This window comes from Chelatococcus asaccharovorans (genome assembly GCF_003201475.1).
In the GTDB taxonomy this organism is placed as follows: domain Bacteria; phylum Pseudomonadota; class Alphaproteobacteria; order Rhizobiales; family Beijerinckiaceae; genus Chelatococcus; species Chelatococcus asaccharovorans.
This window is the reverse complement of the sequence record NZ_QJJK01000009.1, coordinates 111840-134181: the sequence shown is the minus strand read 5'-3', so window position 1 is coordinate 134181 and position 22342 is coordinate 111840. Positions and strand designations below refer to the sequence as shown.

General features: G+C 65.7%; 22 protein-coding genes. 9 read left to right on the top strand and 13 right to left on the bottom strand.

Translation table 11 applies throughout. From position 1 onward, the window contains the following. Positions 1-50: 50 nt before the first annotated feature. Positions 51-854: a glycosyltransferase family 2 protein gene (locus C7450_RS21435; protein WP_110376496.1), complete on the top strand. Its 804-nt coding sequence runs from the start codon at positions 51-53 to the stop codon at positions 852-854. After that, positions 851-1606, top strand: coding sequence for an SDR family oxidoreductase (locus tag C7450_RS21430; protein ID WP_110376495.1), 756 nt, complete (start codon positions 851-853; stop codon positions 1604-1606). The genes C7450_RS21435 and C7450_RS21430 overlap by 4 nt, the downstream gene beginning before the upstream one ends. On the opposite strand, the gene pgeF is transcribed toward C7450_RS21430, so the two are convergent. From pgeF to lgt, 3 genes are all read right to left on the bottom strand, one after another. Further along, positions 1607-2416 (bottom strand): peptidoglycan editing factor PgeF, encoded by an 810-nt coding sequence (pgeF, locus tag C7450_RS21425; RefSeq protein ID WP_110376494.1) that lies wholly within the window; start codon positions 2414-2416, stop codon positions 1607-1609. A gap of 205 nt (positions 2417-2621) precedes the next feature. Beyond that, positions 2622-3788 carry a class I SAM-dependent methyltransferase gene (locus C7450_RS21420; RefSeq protein ID WP_245450026.1) on the bottom strand — a complete coding sequence of 389 codons (1167 nt, stop codon included), beginning with the start codon at positions 3786-3788 and terminating at the stop codon, positions 2622-2624. Further along, on the bottom strand, positions 3785-4693 hold the full coding sequence (gene lgt / locus C7450_RS21415) for a prolipoprotein diacylglyceryl transferase (RefSeq protein WP_110376493.1): 909 nt from the start codon (positions 4691-4693) through the stop codon (positions 3785-3787). Before lgt ends, C7450_RS21420 begins: the two co-directional genes overlap by 4 nt. 228 nt (positions 4694-4921) lie before the next feature. On the opposite strand from lgt, the gene C7450_RS21410 reads away from it, so the two are divergent. The 6 genes from C7450_RS21410 (at position 4922) to C7450_RS21385 (ending at position 10170) form a co-directional block, all read left to right on the top strand. Beyond that, positions 4922-5194, top strand: a complete 273-nt coding sequence (locus tag C7450_RS21410; RefSeq protein WP_110376659.1) for an accessory factor UbiK family protein — start codon at positions 4922-4924, stop codon at positions 5192-5194. A 381-nt stretch (positions 5195-5575) separates the two neighbouring features. Further along, positions 5576-6076 (top strand): type III secretion system chaperone family protein, encoded by a 501-nt coding sequence (locus C7450_RS21405; protein WP_110376492.1) that lies wholly within the window; start codon positions 5576-5578, stop codon positions 6074-6076. 411 nt (positions 6077-6487) lie between these two features. Continuing rightward, entirely contained in the window at positions 6488-7306 is an 819-nt protein-coding gene (gene proC, locus C7450_RS21400; protein WP_110376491.1) for a pyrroline-5-carboxylate reductase, read from the top strand. Positions 7307-7406: 100 nt separating this feature from the next. Continuing rightward, positions 7407-8198 carry a TetR/AcrR family transcriptional regulator gene (locus C7450_RS21395; RefSeq protein ID WP_110376490.1) on the top strand — a complete coding sequence of 264 codons (792 nt, stop codon included), beginning with the start codon at positions 7407-7409 and terminating at the stop codon, positions 8196-8198. Between the two features lie 233 nt (positions 8199-8431). After that, positions 8432-8806, top strand: a complete 375-nt coding sequence (locus tag C7450_RS21390) for a tRNA-binding protein (protein WP_110376489.1) — start codon at positions 8432-8434, stop codon at positions 8804-8806. Between the two features lie 62 nt (positions 8807-8868). Beyond that, positions 8869-10170, top strand: a complete 1302-nt coding sequence (locus C7450_RS21385) for a hemolysin family protein (protein ID WP_110376488.1) — start codon at positions 8869-8871, stop codon at positions 10168-10170. A gap of 25 nt (positions 10171-10195) precedes the next feature. Here the strand turns inward: C7450_RS21385 and C7450_RS21380 are convergent, their stop codons facing one another. From C7450_RS21380 to C7450_RS21370, 3 genes are read right to left on the bottom strand one after another with little or no spacing between them, the layout of a single operon-like run. Further along, positions 10196-11578, bottom strand: coding sequence for an ATP-binding protein (locus tag C7450_RS21380; protein WP_110376487.1), 1383 nt, complete (start codon positions 11576-11578; stop codon positions 10196-10198). Further along, positions 11575-12291: a response regulator gene (locus C7450_RS21375; protein WP_210206500.1), complete on the bottom strand. Its 717-nt coding sequence runs from the start codon at positions 12289-12291 to the stop codon at positions 11575-11577. Before C7450_RS21375 ends, C7450_RS21380 begins: the two co-directional genes overlap by 4 nt. Positions 12292-12296: 5 nt before the next feature. Then, complete coding sequence (locus C7450_RS21370; protein WP_110376485.1) at positions 12297-12803, bottom strand: MarR family winged helix-turn-helix transcriptional regulator; 507 nt, start codon at positions 12801-12803, stop codon at positions 12297-12299. Positions 12804-13092: 289 nt separating this feature from the next. On the opposite strand from C7450_RS21370, the gene C7450_RS21365 reads away from it, so the two are divergent. Beyond that, positions 13093-13983, top strand: a complete 891-nt coding sequence (locus C7450_RS21365) for a branched-chain amino acid aminotransferase (protein WP_110376484.1) — start codon at positions 13093-13095, stop codon at positions 13981-13983. 215 nt (positions 13984-14198) lie between these two features. On the opposite strand, the gene C7450_RS21360 is transcribed toward C7450_RS21365, so the two are convergent. The 7 genes from C7450_RS21360 to C7450_RS21330 form a co-directional block, all read right to left on the bottom strand. Then, positions 14199-15638 carry an MATE family efflux transporter gene (locus C7450_RS21360; protein WP_425351254.1) on the bottom strand — a complete coding sequence of 480 codons (1440 nt, stop codon included), beginning with the start codon at positions 15636-15638 and terminating at the stop codon, positions 14199-14201. Positions 15639-15721: 83 nt separating this feature from the next. Further along, positions 15722-16216, bottom strand: coding sequence for a molybdenum cofactor biosynthesis protein MoaE (locus C7450_RS21355; RefSeq protein ID WP_110376658.1), 495 nt, complete (start codon positions 16214-16216; stop codon positions 15722-15724). Between the two features lie 2 nt (positions 16217-16218). Continuing rightward, on the bottom strand, positions 16219-16470 hold the full coding sequence (gene moaD / locus C7450_RS21350; protein WP_110376657.1) for a molybdopterin converting factor subunit 1: 252 nt from the start codon (positions 16468-16470) through the stop codon (positions 16219-16221). Positions 16471-16592: 122 nt separating this feature from the next. After that, a complete protein-coding gene (pgsA, locus tag C7450_RS21345) occupies positions 16593-17171 on the bottom strand; it encodes a CDP-diacylglycerol--glycerol-3-phosphate 3-phosphatidyltransferase (RefSeq protein WP_245450024.1) in 579 nt (192 codons plus the stop codon). Between the two features lie 89 nt (positions 17172-17260). Then, positions 17261-19465, bottom strand: coding sequence for an excinuclease ABC subunit UvrC (uvrC, locus tag C7450_RS21340; RefSeq protein ID WP_110376655.1), 2205 nt, complete (start codon positions 19463-19465; stop codon positions 17261-17263). A 111-nt stretch (positions 19466-19576) separates the two neighbouring features. Then, the gene (locus tag C7450_RS21335; RefSeq protein ID WP_210206495.1) at positions 19577-20152 is read right to left on the bottom strand and encodes a P-loop NTPase family protein; all 576 of its coding nucleotides are present in this window, start codon (positions 20150-20152) and stop codon (positions 19577-19579) included. Beyond that, positions 20149-22236 (bottom strand): mechanosensitive ion channel family protein, encoded by a 2088-nt coding sequence (locus C7450_RS21330; protein WP_110376482.1) that lies wholly within the window; start codon positions 22234-22236, stop codon positions 20149-20151. The genes C7450_RS21335 and C7450_RS21330 overlap by 4 nt, the downstream gene beginning before the upstream one ends. Between the last annotated feature and the right edge of the window lie 106 nt (positions 22237-22342).

Genomic DNA, 22342 nt, shown 5'->3' with positions numbered 1-22342 from the left:
CCCCAGAGCGAGCGCCTTGCGACCCCACAGCACCATGCCTAAAAGCAAGTATGTCCACGACACGCCGCACGCTGCCCCTGTCCGTCTTCATCATCGCCCGCAACGAAGGGGACCGGATCGCCGCGACCCTGCGCGCCCTCAGGGATCTCACCGACGACCTCATCGTCGTCGACTCGGGCTCGACCGACGACACGGTCGCCGTCGCGGAGCGCCTCGGAGCCCGCGTCATTCACAATGACTGGCCGGGCTACGGGCCGCAGAAGCGATTCGCCGAGGAACAATGCCGGCATCCCTGGCTCCTCAATGTCGATGCGGACGAAGTGGTGCCTGCCGATCTCGCCGCGGAAATCGCAGCGCTGTTTGCCCGCGGCGAGCCCGATGCCGATGCCTTCAGGATCCGCATCGCCGAGATCTTTCCGGGCGAAGGCAAGCCTCACCCCCTCGCCTACGCGCTCTCGCCCGTCCGCCTCTATCGCAGCGACAAGGGCCGCTATTCGCCCTCGCCGGTGCATGATCGCGTCCAGCTCGTCGCCGGGGCGCGGGTCAAGCGGCTCAAGGGCACGATTCACCATTTCTCGGTGCGATCGCTCGGCGACCAGCTCGCCAAGCTCAACAGCTATACGGACGCTCTCGCCGACGATCTCGATGCGCGCGGCGAAAAGGTCTCGACTTTACGGCTGTTCGTGGAATTTCCCGCGGCCTTCCTCAAGGCGTATATTGGTCGCCGGCATGCCATCCGCGGTCTCTACGGCTTCATGACGGCTATGAACTTCGCGTTCTATCGCTATCTGCGCATCGCCAAACATGTCGAGCGACGCCTTGTGTCGCGTGCCAGGGATGAGGGACGTCTGTGAGCGACGAGATCGCGCTTGTGACGGGCGGCGCGCGCCGCATCGGCCGGGCTATTGCGCTGCGTCTCGGCCAGGCCGGCTACGCGGTGGCCGTACACTACGGCCGCTCGCGCGACGAGGCCGAAGCCGTCGTCGCCGCCATCGCGGCGGCGGGCGGGCGGGGAGCCGCCGTTCAGGCGGATCTTGCGGCGGCAGAGGCCGCGTCGACGCTCGTCTCAAACGCTGTCGCGGCGCTCGGTCCTGTGACGCTCCTCGTCAATTCCGCCTCGCTGTTCGAACCGGATGCCCTTGCGACGATAACGTCTGCCGGCTGGGACGAGCAGATGGCGGTCAATTTGCGTACGCCCGTCTTCCTCGCCCAGCAAATGGCAGCCCATCTGGCCGAGGATCGGTATGGCGCCGTCATCAATATTCTCGACCAGCGCGTCCGCAAGCTGACGCCGGATTTCTTCTCCTACACCCTGTCAAAGGCCGGCCTCGCCACGGCGACCCGCACGATGGCGCAGGCGCTCGCGCCGCGCATCCGCGTCAATGCGGTCGCCCCCGGCCCGACCCTGCCCAGCAAGCGCCAGAGCGCCGAGGATTTCGCGCGCCAGGGGGCTGCCGCGCTCCTCGGCCACGGGCCGTCGGTGGAGGAGATCGCCGACGCCGTTCTGTTTCTGGCGCAGGCACGCAGCATCACGGGGCAGATTCTCGCCGTCGACGGCGGCCAGCATCTCGTCTGGCGGACGCCCGATACAGAGGTCAGCGAGTAGTCAGCGAGTAGCCAGCGCGATCGCCGCGATCAGACGGCCATAGTCGCCTTCGCCGCGGTGGGTGGCGCGGCGATAGCTGTAGAAGCGCTTCTCGTCGCCATAGGTGCAAAGGCTGGTATCGAAAATGCGCCCGACGCCCGCCCTGACAAGGCGCGCGACGATATAGGCCGGCAGGTCGAACATCGCGTGGCCCTCGCGGGCCGACGGCGTGAAGAACGCCGCATTGTCCGGGTCCTGCTCCAGGAAACGCGCCCGGAACTCCGGTCCCACCTCATAGGCCGCCCGGCTGATCATCGGGCCAAGGACGACGGTCGTCGCTTCCCGGCGTGCGCCAAGCGTCTCCATGGCGGCGAGGGTCGCCTCGGCAACGCCTGCGAAGGCGCCTTTCCAGCCGGCATGGGCCGCACCAACCACACCCGCCTGCGGATCGGCGAAGAGCAAGGGACCACAGTCGGCGCTCGAGACGCCGAGCGCGATGCCGGGCGTTGCCGTCACCATGGCGTCGGCGCGGGGCCTCTCGGCATCCCGCCACGGTGCATCGACGGTGATCACATCGGGCGAATGGACCTGGTAGAGGCCGATGAGATGCGAGGCGCTGACCCCGAGATAGGCGGCCATGCGGCGGCGGTTCTCGCCCACGCTGACAGGATCGTCCGAAGATCCGACACCGCCGTTCAGGCTCGCATACTGCCCCCCGGAGACCCCGCCCTCGCGGGTGAAGAAGGCGTGGGTGATGCCCGGCAGCTGCAAGGCCTCGGCTTCGATGGCAACCGCCGCTGATCGGGAACGTGGGCGCTTTTCGGAAGTCATGGGCTGAGATGTCATGGGCTCAGAGGTCATGGGCGCTCGCAGGTTGGCGGCAAAGGTCGTGCTGGCCTGAACGATGATCGACGCGGCAAAGCAATGAATAGAAGCCTCAAGGGGAAACCGCAACGATTCCGGGGCGTGCCGAAAGGCCCTGCGGCCGGAGTGACCGCGGCCTTCGGCCTGGCCGACGCGACCAAAGCGCCGCCCCCTAAACCACCGGTTCGATTCGCGCCGAAAAGCCCGGCAGCAGCGGCAAGGCCGGATCAGCCAGGGCGATCACCTTGAACAGCTGGCCCATCCCCTCGGGTTGATCCGTGCCGTTTTCGTTGGCCGCTTCGATGCGGGCACCGACGCCGCCGCCACCCTCGACGAGCCGCGCGAGCGCCTGGTCGATCGCCTCGGCCTCGCGCCTGACGAGCTTGCGTTTCAGGACCGCCGCGCGCTCGCGGATACCGAGGCCCGTCAGGAATTCGCCCTGCGTCGTCGGCCCGTGCTGGGCCGCACCGGCGAGACGCCCGACCTTGCCGATCAGCGCGAAATCGACATGGGTGGTCAGGTCCGCCTCGCCGGGCGTCGCCAACACATCGACGAAGCGATGCGCCCGCACGGCCTGCAGGGTGTCGCCGAAGCCGGAGCGCATATGGCCGTAGTCGATGGCGAGGAGCGCTCCGCCTTGCGCAACGAGGCGCGCCGCGATTTCGCCGGTAACGGCGAGCCCCGCGCGTGGCACCTCGAGCAGGGCGCCGACCGGTCCTTCCGTCGTGATCTCGGGGGATGGCGCCGCCGCGATACCGAAGGTCAGTTCGCCCGCGTCGTTCAAGCCGACGAGGCGTTCATGCCAACCCTGCTCGGTGCGCAGGAACTGGCGGACGGGCAGCGCATCGAAAAATTCGTTGGCGAGGATGATAGCCGGCCCATCCGGCAGGGTATCGACGGACGCATGCCAGACCACGTCGCCGGCGTCGGCGAGGGTCGCCTCCTGCCTTGCGCGCAGGACGGGGCTCGTCTCCACGAGATGGATCGCCAGCGCTTCGCGAAAACCCGGCACGACGCGCGCGACCCTGACCGTATCCGCCATCAGTGTGCCGCGTCCGGGGCCGAGTTCGACGAGATTGACCGTGGCCGGCGCCCCCATCAGCCGCCATGTCTCGGCCGCCCACAGCCCGAGCAATTCGCCGAACATCTGCGATATCTCGGGCGCCGTCACGAAATCGCCGCTCGCGCCGAGCGGATCGCGCGTCATGTAGTAGCCGTGGCGTGGATGGCCGAGGCACACCGCCATGAAGGCCTCGACGCTGATCGGCCCGTGGAGCGCGATCAACTGCTTCAACTCACGGCCGAGCGGCGTGTCGGGCTCTGGCATCGTGTCGCTCATACGGGCTGATCCTTGGCCGGTTTGGCGCCATCCCCGGCGACAGCAGCCGATGGCACGGCCCCGGCCTGCAGCGGTGGCCGGCGCAGGGCCCAGACGATCAACCACAGGCCGGCGATGAACAAAGGCAGCGAGAGCAGCATGCCCATCGTCACGCCGCCCTGCAACGCAGTGACATCGCGGCCGAACAGGAAGCCGAGTTGCGGATCGGGCTCGCGGAAGAACTCGCAGGTCGCCCGCGCGACCGCATAGCCGGCGCCGAACACGCCGGCGACGAGCCCCGGGCGGCGATAGCCGGCGATGCGCACCACGAGGGCGACGATGAGAAACAGGAGGATACCTTCCGCAAAGGCCTCGTAGAGCTGGCTCGGGTGGCGCGGAACGGGGCCCCCGCTCGGAAAGACGACGGCCCATGGCACGTCAGGCGCTGGCCGCCCCCAGAGTTCGTCATTGATGAAATTGGCGATCCGGCCGAAGAACAGGCCGATCGGCGCCACCGTGCCGGCGAGATCGAACAGGGGCATCACGGGGAGGTTCCGTGCACGGCCGAACAGGATGATCGCCGCGATGGCGCCGAACAGCCCGCCGTGGAAGGACATGCCGCCGCGCCAGACGGCGAAGATCTCGGCGGGCGCGTGGATGTAATAGGAGAAATTGTAGAACAGCACGTAGCCGAGCCGGCCGCCGAGAACGACGCCGAGCGCCACATACACCAGGAGATCGTCGAGGTCATTGCGACTGGGACGGCGGATATCGCCCCACAGGGCGGGCGTGGCGACCAGCCGGCGCATGAGAAGCCAGCCGCCGATGAGACCGATGACATAGGCGAGCGCATACCATCGGACGGCGAACGGGCCGATTGCGAAGATCACCGGATCAATGACGGGAAAATTGATGGCAAAGGGCATGAAGCCGACCTGATCCTTGCGCGAGCGGTTCGTGGTCCAGAATGTGTCCCGGCCACACAGCTCGCAGAACGTGGCGACAGTTTCAATGGCGAGACCGGCCGGTCAAGCCGTGTTATCGAGATGCGCGATGGACTGGGACGTATATCGCGCGGCGACCGTGCCACAACGGACACAATGGAGCCGCAGAGTAAGCCCATGAGCTCCATCACATCGAATGAGGTTTTTATCATGACACAGACGACCGGCCGCTTCTTCGATGATGTCGCCCGCCTGTTCACCGATGCCGCGGGTGTTGCAGACGGCGCGCGCCGCGAAGCTGAAGCCATCATGCGCGCGCAGATGGAGAGGCTATTGCGCACTATGGACGTGGTGACCCGCGAGGAGTTCGAGGCGGTTCGCCAGATGGCGCTGATCGCGCGGGAAGAAAACGAAAAGCTGGAAGCGCGCATTGCGGCCCTGGAAACGCGGCTTTCCGACGCAGCCAATCCGGAAAAAATCTGAGAAGCGTGGTCCGTCATCCCATTTCAACAGCGCCGGGTGCCGCCGAACCGCGACCACGTCTCGAGCAATGTTTTGCCCAAGACTTGTGGACGGCGCCAAAGGAACTGTTGTGCGAAGACAGCGAATCCCGGAGCGTTCGTTGGTCTTTCTTGCGGTGGGACTCGTGCGGGATATAGTCAATCAGACAAGTGATTCGCTCATTCGGGGCTCCCACTTATCGATGGGGGCCACGCCGATGAGTACGCCCCGATGGATAAACCGGAACTCTATTCGGCCTATCCAGGCAGGGTGGCGTCGCACGTGTTCGTGTTTTCCCGATGTGGCTTGCGCATCCGGTGCAGGCTCGCATCCCGACAGCTCCGCACAAGCCGAGGGTTCGGCATGACGCACGTCGAGTTTGAAGTTAATCGCTCTGAGCATCCCCTCGACGTTGTCGAAAGGCTTGCGTCGGATCACGACTGGACCTTCGATCGCGCCGAGGACGACGAGATGTCGGTCTCGGTGTCCGGCGGCTGGACCGACTATCACATCGCCTTCACCTGGATCGAGGACATGGAAGCCGTCCATATCGGCTGCGCCTTCGACCTCAAGGTGCCGGATCGGCTGCAGACGGAAGTCCTGAAGCTCGTCGCACTCATCAACGAGCAGCTCTGGGTCGGGCATTTCGATCTCTGGACGCGCGAGAACGTGGTCATGTTCCGCCATTCGCTGCTGCTCGCCGGTGGCGCGGAGCCCAACCATGGGCAATGCGAGATGCTGCTGCGCACGGCGACCGAGGCGTGCGAACGCTATTATCAGGCGTTCCAGTTCGTCATGTGGGCGGGCAAGAGCGCCCGGGAGGCCCTCGACAACGTCTTGTTCGAGACGGAAGGCGAGGCCTGAGCCTCCCGGTCGGCCCTGTGGAGCGAATTTGACATGGGAGTCCCGCCTGACATGAGGCTCCAGATCAAATGTCACATTCAAAAGCTCCACTAAAACCATTAACTTGCTGGTGGTTCTCTTGACTCCGACATTGGCTCCAAGGCCCGTATCAGACGGATGCAAATGTCGGAGCAGAACCACGAGCCGGCCGGCGTTGAGCTTCGGCCCCCTTCGCGAACCGAACCACGCCGTCATTCCGGAGTGAGCCGAGAGGCCTGCACCGGGAATGACGCTTCAATTCCTCAAGACGCGAGGTCTCGTCTCTTCTTGACCTGATCGCTCGGGCAACCCACAACAGCGGCATCGCCTGGCTGGTCGCATGCTCGCGACGGCCTTGCCCTTCTGGTTTGTTCGAGACGATCGGGTTCCGTCATGACAGTCGCACTTCCCGCCTCCCTCCTCCTCGTCGGCGCCGGCAAGATGGGTGGCGCCATGCTCGACGGCTGGTTGAAGATCGGGTTGCCGCCGGCGCGGATCACGGTCATCGATCCGTATCCCTCCCCGGCCATGCAGGCCCTTGCGGACAAGGGCCTCACCCTCAATCCCGCGCTCGCGGACCTTGCGCCGCAGGCCGTCCTTGTGCTCGCCGTCAAACCGCAGATGCTCGATGAGGCAGCCCCGCAGCTCGACAGGCTGATCGGGGCCGACAGCGTCATTCTGTCGATCCTGGCCGGCAAGACGATCACCGATATCAAGGAGCGGCTGCCGGCCGCCCGGGCGATCGTGCGCGCCATGCCGAACCTGCCTGCCTCGATCGGCCGGGGCGTGACGGCCGCTGTCGGCAGTTCAGGCCTGACCCTGGCCCAGCGGGACCTCGCGCAGGCGCTCCTGTCGGGCGTCGGCTCGGTCGAATGGTTGGACGACGAATCCCTGATCGATGCCGTCACGGCCATCTCGGGCTCGGGGCCGGCCTATGTCTTCCATCTCGCCGAGTGCCTCGCGGAGGCTGGCCGCACGCTCGGTCTGCCCGCCGACGTCGCCGTGCGGCTCGCCCGCGCAACCGTCAGCGGTGCGGGCGAACTCCTCCATCAGTCGGACCTCGCCGCCGGCACGCTGCGCGAGAACGTCACGTCGAAAGGCGGCACCACAGCGGCGGCGCTCGAGGTGCTGATGGCCGCCGACGGCCTGCAGCCGCTCATCCTGCGCACCGCCCAGGCCGCCAAGCGCCGCGCCGCGGAATTGTCCGGCTGAGGCCAGGGGCGCCGGGCCATCTTTTTTGCCCCGGGGTCCTCACTTTGGCCCGCTTGCGTCATTATGTTGAGTGAAGCGGCTCACTCTTGAGGAGATCCCGATGGTCAAGAAGCCAGTTTCCCCCCGGGCCAAGGATGAAGCGCCGCCCCCGGCGAGCGCTCAGGCATCCGCAGCCGCCTCGGCTTCCGGCCGCACCGCCCCCGATCGGCGCGATGCTGTCATTGATGCCCTGATGCGGTTGGCTGCCGGGCATCAGTGGCGCGCCATCGGGCTCGTCGACATCGCCCGGGAAGCCGGCATCAGCCTGGCCGACCTGCGTGATACCTATCCGTCCAAGGGCGCCATCCTGGCCGGCTTCACCAAGCGCATCGACCGCATCGTCCTGGACGGCACGACCGACGACCTGGCGGATGAGCCGGCACGCGAGCGTCTCCTCGACATCATGATGCGTCGCTTCGACGCGCTGGCGCCCTATAAGGCGGCGCTGCGCAACATCACGCGCAGCCTGCGGCACGAGCCCCTGGCGATTGCCGCCCTGAACAAGCTCGCGGCGAATTCCCAGCGCTTCATGCTGGCGGCGGCCGGCATATCGACCGAAGGGACGCTGGGCACGCTCAAGATCCAGGGCGCGGTCGCCGTCTTTGCCAGAACCTTCGAGACCTGGATCGACGATGACGAACCCGATCTGGCCCGCACCCTCGCGCGTCTCGATCGGGAATTGCGCAAGGGCGAGCGCGTCCTTCTCTACGCCCAGGACGTGCATCGCCTCACCGCACCCTTGCGGGCCTTCGGCCGGGCGCTCTGCGCCCGCCGTCGCTACGGCCGTCATCGCCGCCGCGAGGATGAGGAACCGGACCTGCGCGACGGGGACGACTACGTTCCCGCGCTATAGGGCTGATCGCCACCGGCCATAAATTCTGGCCTCGACTCGTGTCATCGGAGGTTCCAGCACTGGCGTCGCCCTCGTCGGACAAGCCCGGCGATGAAGGCTTATGGACGCTGGATGCTGCTTCACAGGCCTCGGCCAGACAAGCGCAGGAAATGGAAGGCCCGGCTCGACGGATGCTGCGTGATGCGCGAGGATGAAGCGGCGGATGCACGATTCGCCGTTTCAAACTTGAACAAATGACATCATCTTCACAATCATCGACATCTCCGGGACCATCCACCGCCACCTACGACGACTTCCAGAAACTGGACATTCGCGTCGGCACGATCGTCGAGGCCGCGCCCTTTCCTGAAGCGCGCAAACCGGCCTTGAAGCTCGTTATCGATTTTGGCGGGGACATCGGGCGCAGGAAGTCATCCGCGCAGATCACCCGCAACTATGAGCCTGAAGGCCTTGTCGGCCGTCAGGTTCTCGCTGTCGTCAATTTTCCGCCCCGCCAGATCGGCCCCATGATCTCGGAGGTGCTGACGCTCGGCGTGCCCGATGCCGCGGGCGAAGTGATGCTCATCAGCCCCGATCGCGCAGTGCCCGATGGCGGGCGCCTTTACTGATTGAATATTAAGCAGCCGCCTGCTGTTCGCCAGGCTCGCCCCCATGCTATGACCACAGAGCCATGGTGACATTTGAACTTTTGGTTGTCGCCGTTCTCATTGTGCTGAACGGCGTGCTGGCGATGTCTGAGCTCGCCGTCGTTTCGTCGCGGATCCCGCGGCTGAAAGCCCTTGCGGCGTCGGGTCGCAAGGGGGCCAGCGCGGCCCTCAAGCTGGCATCCGACCCCGGCCGTTTTCTCTCCACCGTCCAGATCGGCATCAGCCTCATCGGCGTTCTCGCGGGCGCCTTCTCCGGCGCCACGCTCGCGACGCGGCTCACCGCCGTCTTCGAGGACCAGGGCCTGTCGACGCGCCTCGCCGATCCGCTCGCTTTCGGCCTCGTCGTCGGCGCGATCACTTACCTGTCGCTCATCATCGGCGAACTGGTGCCCAAGCAGCTCGCCCTGCGCAACCCCGAGGCAATGGCCTCCACCATTGCGCCGGCGATGGTTCTGCTGTCGCGCCTGTGCGCGCCGCTGGTCTATATCCTCTATATCTCGCAGAATGCGATGCTGCGCCTCCTCGGCGCGCGGGGCGAACGCTCGTCCAATGTCACCGACGAGGAGATCCGGACGCTGGTCGCCGAGGCCGAGACCGCCGGCGTCCTCGACCCCGAGGAGCGGCGCATGATCGCCGGCGTCATGCGGCTTGCCGATCGCTCGATCGCTGCGATCATGACACCGCGGCCGGACGTGGACTGGGTGGACCTGACCGACGACGAGGAGACCATCCGCCGCACGGTTCTCGACAGCCGCCGCTCGCGCCTGCCCGCCATGGACGAGGAAGGTGTGCCCGTCGGCGTCATCCAGGCCAAGGACATGCTCAATGTGCTCCTGTCGGGCGAACCGCTGAAGGTGCGTGAGCTCGTGCGCGAGGCGCCCGTCGTTATCGACACGTTCGGCGCCCTCGCCGCGCTGGACCGGCTGCGCACGTCTCAGGTGCCCATGGCGCTCGTGCATGACGAATATGGGAATTTCGAGGGAATCGTGACGCCGGCGGACCTGTTGTCGGGCATCGCCGGCGCCTTCCACCAGGGCGAGGACGATGACGAGGGTCCCGGCATCGTGGAGCGCGACGACGGCTCCTTCCTGATCGGCGGCTCGGTGCCGGCCGATGAGCTTGCCGATCTGCTCAACCTGCATCTCGATGCGGACCGCGACTACCACACGGTCGCCGGTTTCGTGCTGTGGGTGCTGAAGAGCCTGCCGCAGGTGGGAGAAGCCTTCGAATGGCAGGGCTGGCGGTTCGAGATCGTCGATCTCGACGGCGCGCGCATCGACAAGGTGCTGGTTTCGCGCGCGCCCCTCACCCACCGCCGGCGGTAATTGGGCAGCGACGCGCCGGGCTGAGCTATACCGGGATCCGCACCAGGGCGCGGAGGCCGCCGAGCGGACTGTCGGCCAGCGTCACGTCGCCGCCATGCGAGCGGGCGATATCCCGCACGATGGCAAGGCCCAGCCCGGTCCCGCCCTCGTCCATGTTGCGCGCCTCATCCAGCCGCACGAAGGGCTTGAACACCTCCTCGCGCTGGTCGGCGGGTACACCCGGCCCATCGTCGTCCACCGTGAGCAGGAGCCAGCGCCCCTCCACCCCCGCGCGCACCTCCACAACCACGCTGTGGCGGATCGCGTTGGTGATCAGGTTGACGAGGAGCCTGCGGAAGGCATCCGGCCGCACCGTCACGACGAGCGGGCCGGTCACCTCGACGGATAGCTCCTCGCCCTGGCGCTCGAAATCGCTGCGAATGGACTGGAGCATCTCCGCGATATCGGTGGGCGCGGCCTGCTCCCCGGCGTCGCCGCGGGCAAAGGCGAGATAGGCTTCCAGCATGCGGGCCATCTCGTCCACATCGGCGCGCAGCGCTTCCAGCTCGGCGCTGTCTTCGATGAAGGTCAGCGACAGCTTGAACCGGGTGAGGATGGTGCGCAGGTCGTGGCTGACCCCGTTGAGCATCGTCGTGCGCTGCTCCATCGTGCGCTCGATCCGGCGGCGCATCTCGATGAAGGCCTGGCCCGCCCGGCGGATCTCGCGCGCACCGCGCGGCATGAAGGTGACATCGCGGCCCTTGCCGAAGCTTTCCGCGGCATTGGCGAGGCGCAGGATCGGCTTGATCTGATTGCGCAGGAACAGGATGGCGATCATGAGCAGCACCATGGAGGTGCCGAGCATCCACATCAGAAAGATATGGGAGTTGGACGCGTAGGCGAGACTGCGGCGCGCGATGATCCGCATGACCGCCTTGTCGAGCTTGATGCGGATCTCGATGAGATTGGAGCGGCCGACCGTATCGATCCAGAACGGCCGCCCGATCTGCCGGCGGATCTCATCGGAGAGCACGCCGTCGAGGATCGAGAAGAACGGCTTGGGGCCGGGCGGTGGCAAGTCCGTGCCGGGCAGGAAATCGATGTCGAGGCCGAGCCGGTCGCTGGCGATCGTGCTCAGCGTCGCCGCATCATTGTCCTGCGGATAGCTTTCATAAACATCGATGATCGCGGCGATGTCGCTGGTCACGGCCGACGACAGGCGCCGGGTCACCAATTGCCAGTGCCGCTCCATGAACACATAGGCGACGACCGACTGCAGGATGATGAAAGGCGCGATGATAATGATCAGCGTGCGCGCATAGAGCCCCTTGGGCAGGAGACTGCCGACGCGCCGCGCGAAACGATCGAACAAGGCGCCGGGGCTCGTGATCGCCTTGGCCAGCCCGCCGTGGCTCAACCAGTTGGTCATCCGTCGACAAGCAACCTGTAGCCGATCCCGCGCACGGTCTGGAGGTAGGCGGGATTGGCGGGGTCGCGCTCCACTTTCCGCCGAAGCCTGTTCATCTGGACATCGACCGTGCGCTCGCTCGCCGCACCGCCATGGCCGGCAAGTTCCTCCCGCGGCACATGCTCACCCGCGCGGTTTGCAAGAATGGTCAGGATATCGCGCTCCCTGTCAGTGATCCGCACGATCTCGCCGTCGCGGCGCAGTTCACCCCGATCGAGCCGAAACAGGAATTCGCCGAAGCGTACGGCCTCACGCTGCGGGCCCGATTCGGCACCCTCGTTGGAGAGCCGCCGCAACACATTGCCGATCCTGAGCAGCAATTCCCGCGGCTCGAACGGCTTCGACAGATAGTCATCCGCCCCGGTCTCGAGCCCCTCGACCCGGTCCGCCGACTCGGTCCGTGCCGTCAGCATGATGATGGGAACATCGGAGCCATGCCGCAGCCGTCGCGCAAAGTCGAACCCGTTCTCACCCGGCATCATGACATCGAGGATCAGGAGGTCGAAGACCATATGACCGAGTACGCCTTCGGCCTCTGCGGCCGTCGCCGCCGCCGTCACCCGATAACCGTTCTGGTTCAGGAAGCGCGTCAGAAGCTGCCGCAGACGCCGGTCGTCGTCGACGACGAGCAGATGCGGCGCATCATCAGCCAGTTCCACCTGTGCGACATCCATGCGGGTCACGACCGCCGCCCTGCTTCCTTCCACACCAAACGCGCGACATGGGCGCTGTCATCCGGGTCGATCATCGCGAACAGGAAATCGAGCACCGCCTCACGCGCGCCAGCGTCGCATTTTGAAAGCGCACGGGCAATGCGTTCCTGCTGCACGGCGGACATCGCCAACGACAAGGCCTCCCCCTTTTCGGTCAGATACAGCAGACGCTGGCGCCGGTCCGTCACGCCGGCGCGCTGCTCGACGAAGCCGTCGCGAATCAGCTCCTTGAGAACCCGGTTGAGGCTCTGCTTGGTGATCCGCAGAATGTCGAGCAGCTCGGCGATGGTGAGGCCCGACTGGCGCCCCACGAAATGCAGGATGCGATGGTGCGCGCGCCCGAACCCATAGGAGTTGAGCATGCGATCGGGATCGCTCACAAAGTCGCGATAGGCGAAGAAGAAGAGCTCGATGATCTCGTAATCCGGAGACGCACGATCACGATCATCGCCAGCCGGCGCATCGGCGTTCATGGGCGCGGAAGCCCGCGGCGCCTTGACGTCAGATGGTGCCGGGGCTTCCTCTTCGATAGGGGACACGTCCACCGCGGCAGATCGTCGGGCCGCGGTTCGCGTACGCAGTTGCGCCAACCCGATACTCCTATTTTTATGTCAGCCTTATTGACATATCTCAGGCAGATTGTTACTCGTCAAGCATCATCCGCGAAATGAAAGAACCCCAACGGGTCGATGCACGCTATGTTTAAATCGCAATCATAAGCACATCGTAAGTTCGCGGGGATTTGCCAAGGAGATTTTTGAGATGTCTGCCACCCCCTTCGATCAGCGAGAAGGTTCCATCTGGTTCGATGGCGCCTTGATTCCCTGGAAGGACGCCACCCTGCATGTGCTGTCGCATGGCCTGCACTATGCGTCCTGCGTATTCGAGGGTGAGCGGGCCTACGGCGGCGAGATTTTCAAGACGAGGGAGCATTCCGAGCGCCTGCTCCAGTCCGCCAAACTCCTCGACTTCGAGATTCCCTTCACCGCGGAAGAGATCGACGCCGCCAAGGCACTCGTCGTCAGGACCAACGGCAAGGCTGATGCCTATGTCCGTCCGGTCGCCTGGCGTGGATCGGAAATGATGGGCGTTTCCGCCCAGCACAACAAGATCCACCTCGCCATCGCAAGCTGGGAATGGCCGAGCTATTTCGATCCGGAAGCCCGCCGGAAGGGCATCCGCCTCGACATGGCCGAGTTCCGGCGCCCCGATCCGGCGACGATCCCCTGCAAGGCGAAAGCCTCGGGCCTGTACATGATCTGCACCATCTCCAAGCACAAGGCCGAGCGCAAGGGCTATGCCGATGCGCTCATGCTGGACTGGCGCGGCCATGTGGCGGAATGCACCGGCGCCAATATCTTCTTCGTGAAGGATGGCGCCCTGCACACGCCGACGCCCGATTGCTTCCTCGATGGCATCACCCGCCGCACGGTGATCGCGCTCGCCAAGCGCCGCGGCATCGCCATCAACGAGCGGACCATTCTGCCGGAAGAACTCGCCACCTTCAGCGAATGCTTCATCTGCGGCACCGCCGCGGAAGTGACGCCCGTCGGCGAGATCGGCGAATACACCTTCACGCCAGCCGCCATCACGCAGGCGCTTGCCGAGGACTACACCCGCGAGGTGCAGCCCAAGGCCAAGGCTGCCGCCTGACAACGGCGGTTGTCTATACCAGCGGACGAAGGGGCCGGCCCGCAAGGGCCGGCCCCTTCTGTTTGCGATCAGACAGGCGTCGGGTTGGTCCGCGCTGGTTATCCTGTGGCAAACCGCCGGAGAACCGCCAGCACTGATCCCTCCCCTTCAGGGGAGGGATCAACGCGGCGTCCAGGACAAAGCCGGACAGCAAAGGCCAAGCCCCGCGCCATGTCTCACGGATGCGCGGCGGCAAGGTCCAGCGGCGCTTGCGCCTTGCTTCTCGTCGGCACGAGCCCGTTGCGCTCGCGGCGCAGCCAGCGCCACATCAGGAGCAGGGCGACGACGCCGAGCCCGGTCGCGAGCCCCGTCCAGATTCCCGCGCCGCGCCAGCCGAGCGGAAAGGCGAGAACGGCGCCGAGCGGCAGGCCGATGATCCAGTAGCCCGTTGCCGCAATCAGCATGGGTACGCGCGTGTCATGCAGGCCGCGGAGCATGCCGATCAGCACCGCCTGTCCGCCATCCGCCGCCTGGAACAGGGCCGCGAAGGCCAGGAACAGGATGGCGAAGCCGATCACCTGGGCATTGGCCGGATCTTCCGTATCGAGGAAGACGCTGATTAACAGGTCCGGCAGCAGGACCATCGCCGACGCCGTCACGGTCATGAAACCCATGCAGATGATGAAGGCCATCCAGCCCGCGCGCCGGATCGCCTCCGGGTCGCGCGCGCCGTAACCGCGCCCCACACGGACCGTCGCCGCCTGCCCCACCCCGAGCGGCACCATGAAAGCAAGCGACGCGATCTGGATGGCGATGGCGTGGGCGGCCAGTTCCGCCGAGCTCAGCAGGCCCATCAGGAAGGCGGCCGCGTTGAAGATGGTCACCTCGAGCGTGATCGTCGCGGCGATGGGCAGCCCGAGCCGCCAGAACGCGACGAGGCGCGGCCAGTCCGGCCGCCACCAATGGCCGAACAGGTGGTAGCGGCGGAACCGGCGCTCGATCAGGACAACGCCGGCAAGTCCGACGAAGAGCAGCGAGCTCGACAACGTTGTGGCAATCCCCGAGCCCGGCAGTCCGAGGGCGGGAAAGCCGAGATGGCCGAACATCAGGCACCAGTTGGCCAACGCATTGAAGACGATGGCGACCATGCCGATGGCGAGCGGCCACATCGGCCGCTCGAGCGCCGCAACGAAGGAGCGCAGCACGAGATAGAGCAGGAACGGCAGGAGGCTCCACTGCAGGGTCCGGAGATAGCTGCCCGCCGCGGCTGCAAGATCCTTCTCCTGGCCGAAGGCCAGCAGGATCACCTCACCATTCCACAGGATTGCCCATCCCGGTACCGAGATAATGGCAGCGGACCAGAATCCCTGCCGCACGGTTCGCCGAACGTCCCGAACGGAATGACGATGGCGACCGAGCTCGCTCGCCACCATCGGTGCCGTGGCCGTCACCAGGCCGATGCAGAAAATCAGCACCGCGAAATAGAGATTGGCGGCAAGCGCCCCCGCGGCGAGCGCCGGTGGCCCGATGCGGCCCATCATGATCACGTCGGTCGTGGTCATGGCGGTCTGGGCGACATTGGTGAGGATCAACGGCCAGCCAAGAGCGACCATGGCGCGCGCTTCAGCGCGCCATGCGCTCCACATGGCGGTCCTGCTCGGCAAAGACGTGTTCATGAAGCCCTTGTACGCGACATCGGCAGATGCCGCCATATTGGGCAATCATGAGTTGTTCTGATGGGTGCGACAACGCACTTTGATTATTTATGCGGCAATACCTGTCCGGATGCGCGCCAGCGATCCATGGCCTTCTCGTCGGTCGCGCGTGCCTCGACCCAGGCATCACCGCCATCGGCCCGATGCTCTTTCTTCCAGAAGGGGGCCGATGTCTTGAGATAGTCCATCAGGAAGGACGCCGCCTCGAATGCGGCCTGGCGATGGACCGAAGCGGTCACGACGGCGACGATCATCTCGCCGGGACGGATCGGACCGAAACGATGCACGACAGCGACGCCGATGAGGGACCAGCGGCTCACGGCCTCAGTTGCCAGCCGGCCGATTTCCTCCTCGGCCATGCCGGGATAATGCTCGAGCTCCAGCACCGCAAGCGCGCCATTCTCGTCACGGCAAAGGCCCGTGAAGGTGACCATGGCGCCAATATCCGTGCGTCCCGCCGACAACTCGGCTGCGAGGGCCGCGGAATCGAACGGCTCCTCTTGGACGCGCACAATTTTCGAGGGATGAGCGGCGGTCACGATCAACCCCCGGTCATCGGCGGGAAGAAGGCGATCTCGCGCGCGCCGGCGAGCGGTGTGTCCGGGCGGCTGTGGCGACGGTCGATGGCGGCGCGCACGATGTCGGGCTGGGCGAAGGCGCGCGCGTAGCCCTCCCCGCGCCCGCGCAGCCATGAAACCAGCTCCGCAACCGTCGTGATGCCGGGCGGCAGCACGGCCGTTTCCTCGCCATGCCCGATACGCTCGCGCAGCCATGCGAAATAAATCAGCTTCACCTCGGCCATACGCCCCGTTCCTCGCAGCGCTCGTCCTCGCGCCCTACATCCATTCCCTTATGTAGTGGCGGATGCTGCCCCTGGGCAACCAGGGCTGCGAGCGCCTACTCCTGGTCCAATCCCTACTCTTGGTCGATGAGATGCCGCAGGCCAGCGCGGAAGTAGTCGAAGCCCGTGTAGAGCGTCAGCACAGCGGCGATCCACAGGAGCACGAGGCCGATCTGCGTCGTGCCAGGCAACACCCGGTCGCCGGCAGGACCCGCAATCAGGAAGCCGACAGCCAGCAATTGCAGCGTCGTCTTCCATTTGGCGACCTTGGTCACCGGCACGCTGACCTGGAGCTCTGCCAGGAACTCCCGCAGGCCGGAGACGAGGATCTCGCGGCAGAGAATGATGATCGCCGCCCACAGAGACCAGCTGCGGATGGTGCCGTCGGCCACCAGCATGAGGAGGATCGCCGCCACCAGGAGCTTGTCGGCGATGGGATCGAGCATCCGTCCGATGGCTGATTGCTGCGACCAGGCGCGGGCGAGATAGCCGTCGAAATAGTCGGTGATCGCCGCCGCCACGAAGATGACGAACGCGCCCCAGCGCAGAACCATGTCATGCGGCCAGAACAGGCAGACCACCAGTGCCGGCACAGCGAGTATCCGGCCATAGGTCAGGATGTTGGGCAGACTGAATGTGCGGGCGCGTCGCATGGCAAGGCCGGGTAAATCACCGCTCCCGGAGGAACCATGAGTATCTGCGGGGGTCAACGGTTTGGGAGAGATTCCATCGACCATGCCATTCAGCCCTGATTCTCATGAAAGAATTCGTAAACGATGCGTGCGGTCGCCGCATTGATGCCTGGCGCCCGCTGCAAATCCTCCAGCGAGGCGCGCGACACCGCCTTGGCCGTGCCGAAATGCAGGAGGAGCGAGCGCTTGCGTGAGGGCCCGATACCCGTGATCTCGTCCAGCGGATTCTTGGTGAAGGCGCGCTTGCGTTTCGCCCGATGGGTGCCGATCGCAAAGCGGTGCGCCTCGTCGCGAAGACGCTGGATGAAATAGAGCGCCGGATCGCGCGGAGCAAGCTTGAACGGCGTCCGCCCCGCCATGACGAAGGTCTCCCGACCCGCGTCACGATCGGCGCCTTTGGCGACGCCGACGAGCGGCACATCGGTGACACCAATATCGGCGAGCGCCACGCGGGCGGCCTCCAGCTGGCCCCGCCCGCCGTCAATCAGGACGAGGTCCGGCCAGGCGGGAAAGCTGTCGTCGTCCGTCACGTCATCCTCAAACGCGCCATCCACCTCCCCCTCAGGCATGCCTTCCGGCTCGCCCACATGAGGAGGACGGGCGCCGTGGTTGAAGAGTGTGTCACCCCTCACCCCATCCCTCTCCCCGCCGGGGAGAGGGAGCACCCGATCATCCGGCGTGATCACGATCGCTGCGGAGGGACCAGCCCCGTCCCGCGGCGTCTCCTTGAGGAGGCGGGCAAAACGCCGGCTCAAGACTTCACGCATCATCCCGAAATCATCCCCCGGCGTCAGATCCTCCGAACGGATATTGAAGGTGCGATAATGCGTCTTCATGAACCCCTGGCGGCCGGCGACGATCATCGCGCCAACCGCATTGGTGCCCATTATATGCGAGTTGTCGTAGACCTCGATGCGACGCGGCGGCGCGGCAAGGCCGAAAGCCGCCGCGAGACCGGCCAGAAGCTTCTCCTGTGAGGCGCTGTCGGCGAGCCGCCGGGCGAGCGCCTCCCGTGCGTTCTTGAGGGCATGGTCCACGAGATCCCGCTTCTCGCCACGGCGCGGCGTCGCAACCTCCACGCGGCCGCCGCGCTGGGTGGAAAGGGCATCAGCCAGGAGGTCCTGCTCGGGCAGATCGTGGGACAGCAGCACAAGCCGCGGACAAGGCTTGTCGTCGTAGAACTGGGCGATGAAGGAGGACAGGACTTCATCGGGGGCCAGCCTGGCGTCAGCCTTCGGGAAATAGGCGCGATTGCCCCAGTTCTGGTAGTTCCGGAAGAAGAACACCTGCACGCAGAACTGTCCCGCCTGCAGGTCTATGGCGAAGACATCGGCCTCTTCCACGGACTGCGGGTTGACATCCTGTGTCGCCTGGATGGCTGACAGCGCCGCGAGACGGTCGCGGTAGCGCGCCGCGCGCTCGAATTCGAGCGCTTCCGACGCATGCTGCATCTCCTCGGCCAGCGACTTCTTCACAGCGGTCGAACGCCCGGACAGGAAGGCGCGCGCCTCCGCAACCAACCCCGCGTAGTCATCAAGGCCGATCTCGCCTGTGCAGGGCGCCGAGCAGCGCTTGATCTGGTAGAGCAGACAGGGCCGGGTGCGGTTCTCGTAGTAGCTGTCGGTGCAGGTGCGCAGCAGGAAGGCGCGCTGCAGCGCGTTGACCGTGCGCGTCACCGCGCCCGCGCTGGCGAAGGGGCCGTAGTAGTCCCCCTTGCGGTTGCGCGCGCCGCGATGCTTGACGAGCTGTGGCGCGGGATGGTCGCCCGTCAAAAGGATATAGGGAAACGATTTGTCGTCACGCAGCAGCACGTTGTAGCGCGGGCGCAGCTGCTTGATCAGGTTGGCCTCGAGCAGCAGCGCCTCGGTTTCCGTCTGGGTGACAACGAATTCCATCGCCGCCGTCTCGGCGATCATGCGCGCGGTGCGGTTGCCGCCGTGGCCGATACCCTTGAGATAGGAGGCGATGCGCTTCTTGATATGCCGCGCCTTGCCGACATAGAGCACATCCCCATCCGCGTCGATCATCCGATAGACGCCAGGACTGTTGGGAGCCGTCTGCCAGAAATCGCGGATGATCAGGGCACCGGCGCGCAGCGACGCCGGTGCCTTCTCGGCGAAGTCGAAATCGACGCTCGACGCGACATCATCCGCTTCATCAGCGCCCGCATCGCTCGCGACGCTCGCGCCCGCCCTCAACTCCCCCGGCACAAGCTGTGCCTCGGCTTCCTCGTTCGGCTTATCGTCGCGTCCCATCACCATGCGCATGACGTGACCCCGGAGGCGCCGGAGGTCAAGGGGGCCGCGGCGATCCGTGCCGTCTCCGGATGCATTTCGCGCTCCCGAATTCCGGATGACGCTTTCGCGTCACGGGCCATCCTCGGACCGAGGCGCCTTGACCGGCAATGTGGCGAGATAGGCCTCAACGTCAGCCCTGCCGTTGAGGCGCGTGACGGGAACCGACGGTCCCGTCGCCCTCAGGGTCGCCTCGATGCGCGGGCGGACGTCCCTGTTGAAATTCCAGACATAGCGCAGGAAGGCGAGATAGGCCCGGTCCATCCGCTCCTCGCAACCCACTGGCAGGTCGGGACGGCGCCCGCCCTTGAGCCCGCGCATCAGCACGCGCCACACGCAGAGGAGCCGCGGCGCTTCCAGCCAGATCACCCGATCGGCGCGCGGCAGGCGCAGGTCGAAGGTCTGGCGGGAATAATTGCCCTCGGAGATCCAGGAGTAGCCTTCGATCGCCGCCGCGACCCGCGCACGGAACACGGCGTCGTCAGGCTGCTTCCAGCCCGGCTCCCAGAACAGCACATCGAGATGGACCACGGGCAAGCCAAGACGCTCGCCAATCTGCCGGGCGAGCGTCGACTTGCCGCTACCCGCGCTGCCGAGAATGACAAGACGTCGGAGATCGTTGCCGGCGTTCAGCGGCAACCGGTTCACGCCGCCGGCTGGGGCTGTGGTGGCGCCATGGTCGTCGAGGCGGCGCCGGCTGCTTCGAGCGACTGCTCCTGCATCGTGCCGCCCCGCCCCTGAACCACGACGGCATTGGAGGCGAACTCGATGCCGCTGTCGTGGAATGCCTTATGGATGCGCTTTATCGCCTCGCGCTGGATCATCGTCTGCTTGCCGGGCTTGACGGTGAACTTGAACCGGCACAACAGCGCGTTGGGCTCGATGTCCGTGACGCCCTGCATCTTGAAGGGTGCGATGAACTGATCAGCGTATTCCGGCATCGCGCTCAGGTCCGCCCCCACCTTCTTGGCAAGCTTGCGCGCCTTTTCCATGTCGGTGTCCCGCGCGAGACGCAGATTGAACTTGATCGTTGCATAGTCACGGCTGAAATTCGTCACCGCGCCAAGTTGACCATAGGGAATGGTGTGGAACTGGCCGTTCTGATGGCGCACCCGGACGGAGCGCAACGACAGTTTCTCGACCGTGCCCTTGTGGCTGCCCGCCTGGATATACTCGCCCACCCTGAACGCGTCGTCCGCCACGAAGAAGACGCCCGAGACGATATCCTTCACGAGGGTCTGCGAGCCGAAGGAAAAGGCGAGGCCGAAGATGCCGGCGCCCGCCAGCAGCGGCGAGATATTGACACCGAGATGCGACAGCCCGAGCAGCAAGGCCGTGGCAACCACAAGAACGCCGAAGAAGCCGCGCACGACCGGCATGATGCTTGACAGCCGCGATGTGGGCTGCCCGGCCCCGGGAAGCGCATCTTCATGATCCCCGATCGGGGCGGCGACGGCGACGGGGGCCGAGAGCCGCGTCGACGACCAATAGCCCAGCAACTCATAGGCGATATGGCCGACAATGAGCACGCTGATCACCATGATCAGGGCACGGTCGAATGTCCGCCAGTCTTCCCACGTGAAGATGCCGAACACATCCACCAGCCATGACCGGGCCAGCATCACGAGCACGACGGCCGCGGCAACGGGCACCATGGTTCGCCGCGCGACATGCAGCAGAGAGAAGCGGTTCTTGTCCTTCTCGGCGATGCCATCCGCTTCGCGCTGGGCGATCGCCCGCGAAAGGAGACGCTCGATGATATAGGTGGCGATGGCCACCTCCATCGCCCAGAACACAACGTTATAGGCTTCGAACCTCAGCATGCTCACGCCGATGGTCCACAGCGCCCAGCCGACGAGAACCATGACCTTCGCCACATTCCCCATGGTCTTGCGCCATCCCCTGGACTGCGCGAAGAACCGCTGCAGGGCGAATACGGCGCCGATCATGATCAGCGTGCCCACGACCACGCCGACGGCCTGCGCGGGCGGGACGGGCATACCCGCATCGATCATGAGCGGCAAGTATTTCACCGCGACGAAGCCGGCCGCGAAGCAAAGGCCGGCACTGCGATAGGCCATCAATGCCCGTTGGTCATCCGCCTGGATGAGCCGCTGCTGCGGATCCGATGGGCGCAGCAGGATGAGGAAGGGCAGCATCCAGATGCGCCACTGGATGGTAGCGAGCCCGATGCTCGCGGCGAAGGCATCGAAGAGGGTTGGACCCAGCAACCGGTTCCGTCCCACGACTCCCGCGACCGCCACGGTCAGCCCCAAGGCGACGATGTCGAGGAGGCCGCGACGCAGGATCGCGCGGGCATCCGGCCCGGTGAAGTCGAGGTGACGCATCCAGCGCATGAACAGGCGGCTGAGCAAAGCTGGCAGCCAAATCACGGCCAAGACGACCACGAGCACTTTGCTGAGGGTCAGCAGCGGGGTGGCGGCGGTGTCCAGAAGCGTGGCAGTGGCGTCGGCCAACGCCCGCGGCGCAGCAGGCAATGCCGCCAGCACCGTCGCGAGACGGTCGCTGATGAGGTCGACATTCGCCCACATCCGCGTGAAACTCGTGTCGAGCTCATTGCGAAGCGGATTGACGGCGGCTGTGGCGGCCGGAGGGGCTTCCGCGGGTGCGGCGGCTCCCGCGACCGATACCGTGATGACCAGTCCCAACACGAACAAGGCCAGTCCAGCCGCAACGCGCCGCCCCGGCCCGATGTTAAACGCCCGACTCATCGCAGTTCCTCTTGACGCCAGAACGCACCATACCCCATCAGCCCAGCTTCCGCTTGCGGCGCGGAGGCCTAACCGGCCCGGGCCATTGCTCTAAATTGCGCGCAAG

What these genes read in the sequence shown, in the direction of transcription:
- C7450_RS21435 (WP_110376496.1), top strand. Translation starts at nt 51, where the DNA reads ATGTCCACGACACGCCGCACGCTGCCCCTGTCCGTCTTCATCATCGCC.
- pgeF (WP_110376494.1), bottom strand. Translation starts at nt 2,416, where the DNA reads ATGACTTCCGAAAAGCGCCCACGTTCCCGATCAGCGGCGGTTGCCATC.
- C7450_RS21420 (WP_245450026.1), bottom strand. Translation starts at nt 3,788, where the DNA reads ATGAGCGACACGATGCCAGAGCCCGACACGCCGCTCGGCCGTGAGTTG.
- lgt (WP_110376493.1), bottom strand. Translation starts at nt 4,693, where the DNA reads ATGCCCTTTGCCATCAATTTTCCCGTCATTGATCCGGTGATCTTCGCA.
- C7450_RS21410 (WP_110376659.1), top strand. Translation starts at nt 4,922, where the DNA reads ATGACACAGACGACCGGCCGCTTCTTCGATGATGTCGCCCGCCTGTTC.
- C7450_RS21405 (WP_110376492.1), top strand. Translation starts at nt 5,576, where the DNA reads ATGACGCACGTCGAGTTTGAAGTTAATCGCTCTGAGCATCCCCTCGAC.
- proC (WP_110376491.1), top strand. Translation starts at nt 6,488, where the DNA reads ATGACAGTCGCACTTCCCGCCTCCCTCCTCCTCGTCGGCGCCGGCAAG.
- C7450_RS21395 (WP_110376490.1), top strand. Translation starts at nt 7,407, where the DNA reads ATGGTCAAGAAGCCAGTTTCCCCCCGGGCCAAGGATGAAGCGCCGCCC.
- C7450_RS21390 (WP_110376489.1), top strand. Translation starts at nt 8,432, where the DNA reads ATGACATCATCTTCACAATCATCGACATCTCCGGGACCATCCACCGCC.
- C7450_RS21385 (WP_110376488.1), top strand. Translation starts at nt 8,869, where the DNA reads ATGGTGACATTTGAACTTTTGGTTGTCGCCGTTCTCATTGTGCTGAAC.
- C7450_RS21380 (WP_110376487.1), bottom strand. Translation starts at nt 11,578, where the DNA reads ATGACCAACTGGTTGAGCCACGGCGGGCTGGCCAAGGCGATCACGAGC.
- C7450_RS21375 (WP_210206500.1), bottom strand. Translation starts at nt 12,291, where the DNA reads ATGGATGTCGCACAGGTGGAACTGGCTGATGATGCGCCGCATCTGCTC.
- C7450_RS21370 (WP_110376485.1), bottom strand. Translation starts at nt 12,803, where the DNA reads ATGAACGCCGATGCGCCGGCTGGCGATGATCGTGATCGTGCGTCTCCG.
- C7450_RS21365 (WP_110376484.1), top strand. Translation starts at nt 13,093, where the DNA reads ATGTCTGCCACCCCCTTCGATCAGCGAGAAGGTTCCATCTGGTTCGAT.
- C7450_RS21360 (WP_425351254.1), bottom strand. Translation starts at nt 15,638, where the DNA reads ATGAACACGTCTTTGCCGAGCAGGACCGCCATGTGGAGCGCATGGCGC.
- pgsA (WP_245450024.1), bottom strand. Translation starts at nt 17,171, where the DNA reads ATGCGACGCGCCCGCACATTCAGTCTGCCCAACATCCTGACCTATGGC.
- uvrC (WP_110376655.1), bottom strand. Translation starts at nt 19,465, where the DNA reads ATGGGACGCGACGATAAGCCGAACGAGGAAGCCGAGGCACAGCTTGTG.
- C7450_RS21330 (WP_110376482.1), bottom strand. Translation starts at nt 22,236, where the DNA reads ATGAGTCGGGCGTTTAACATCGGGCCGGGGCGGCGCGTTGCGGCTGGA.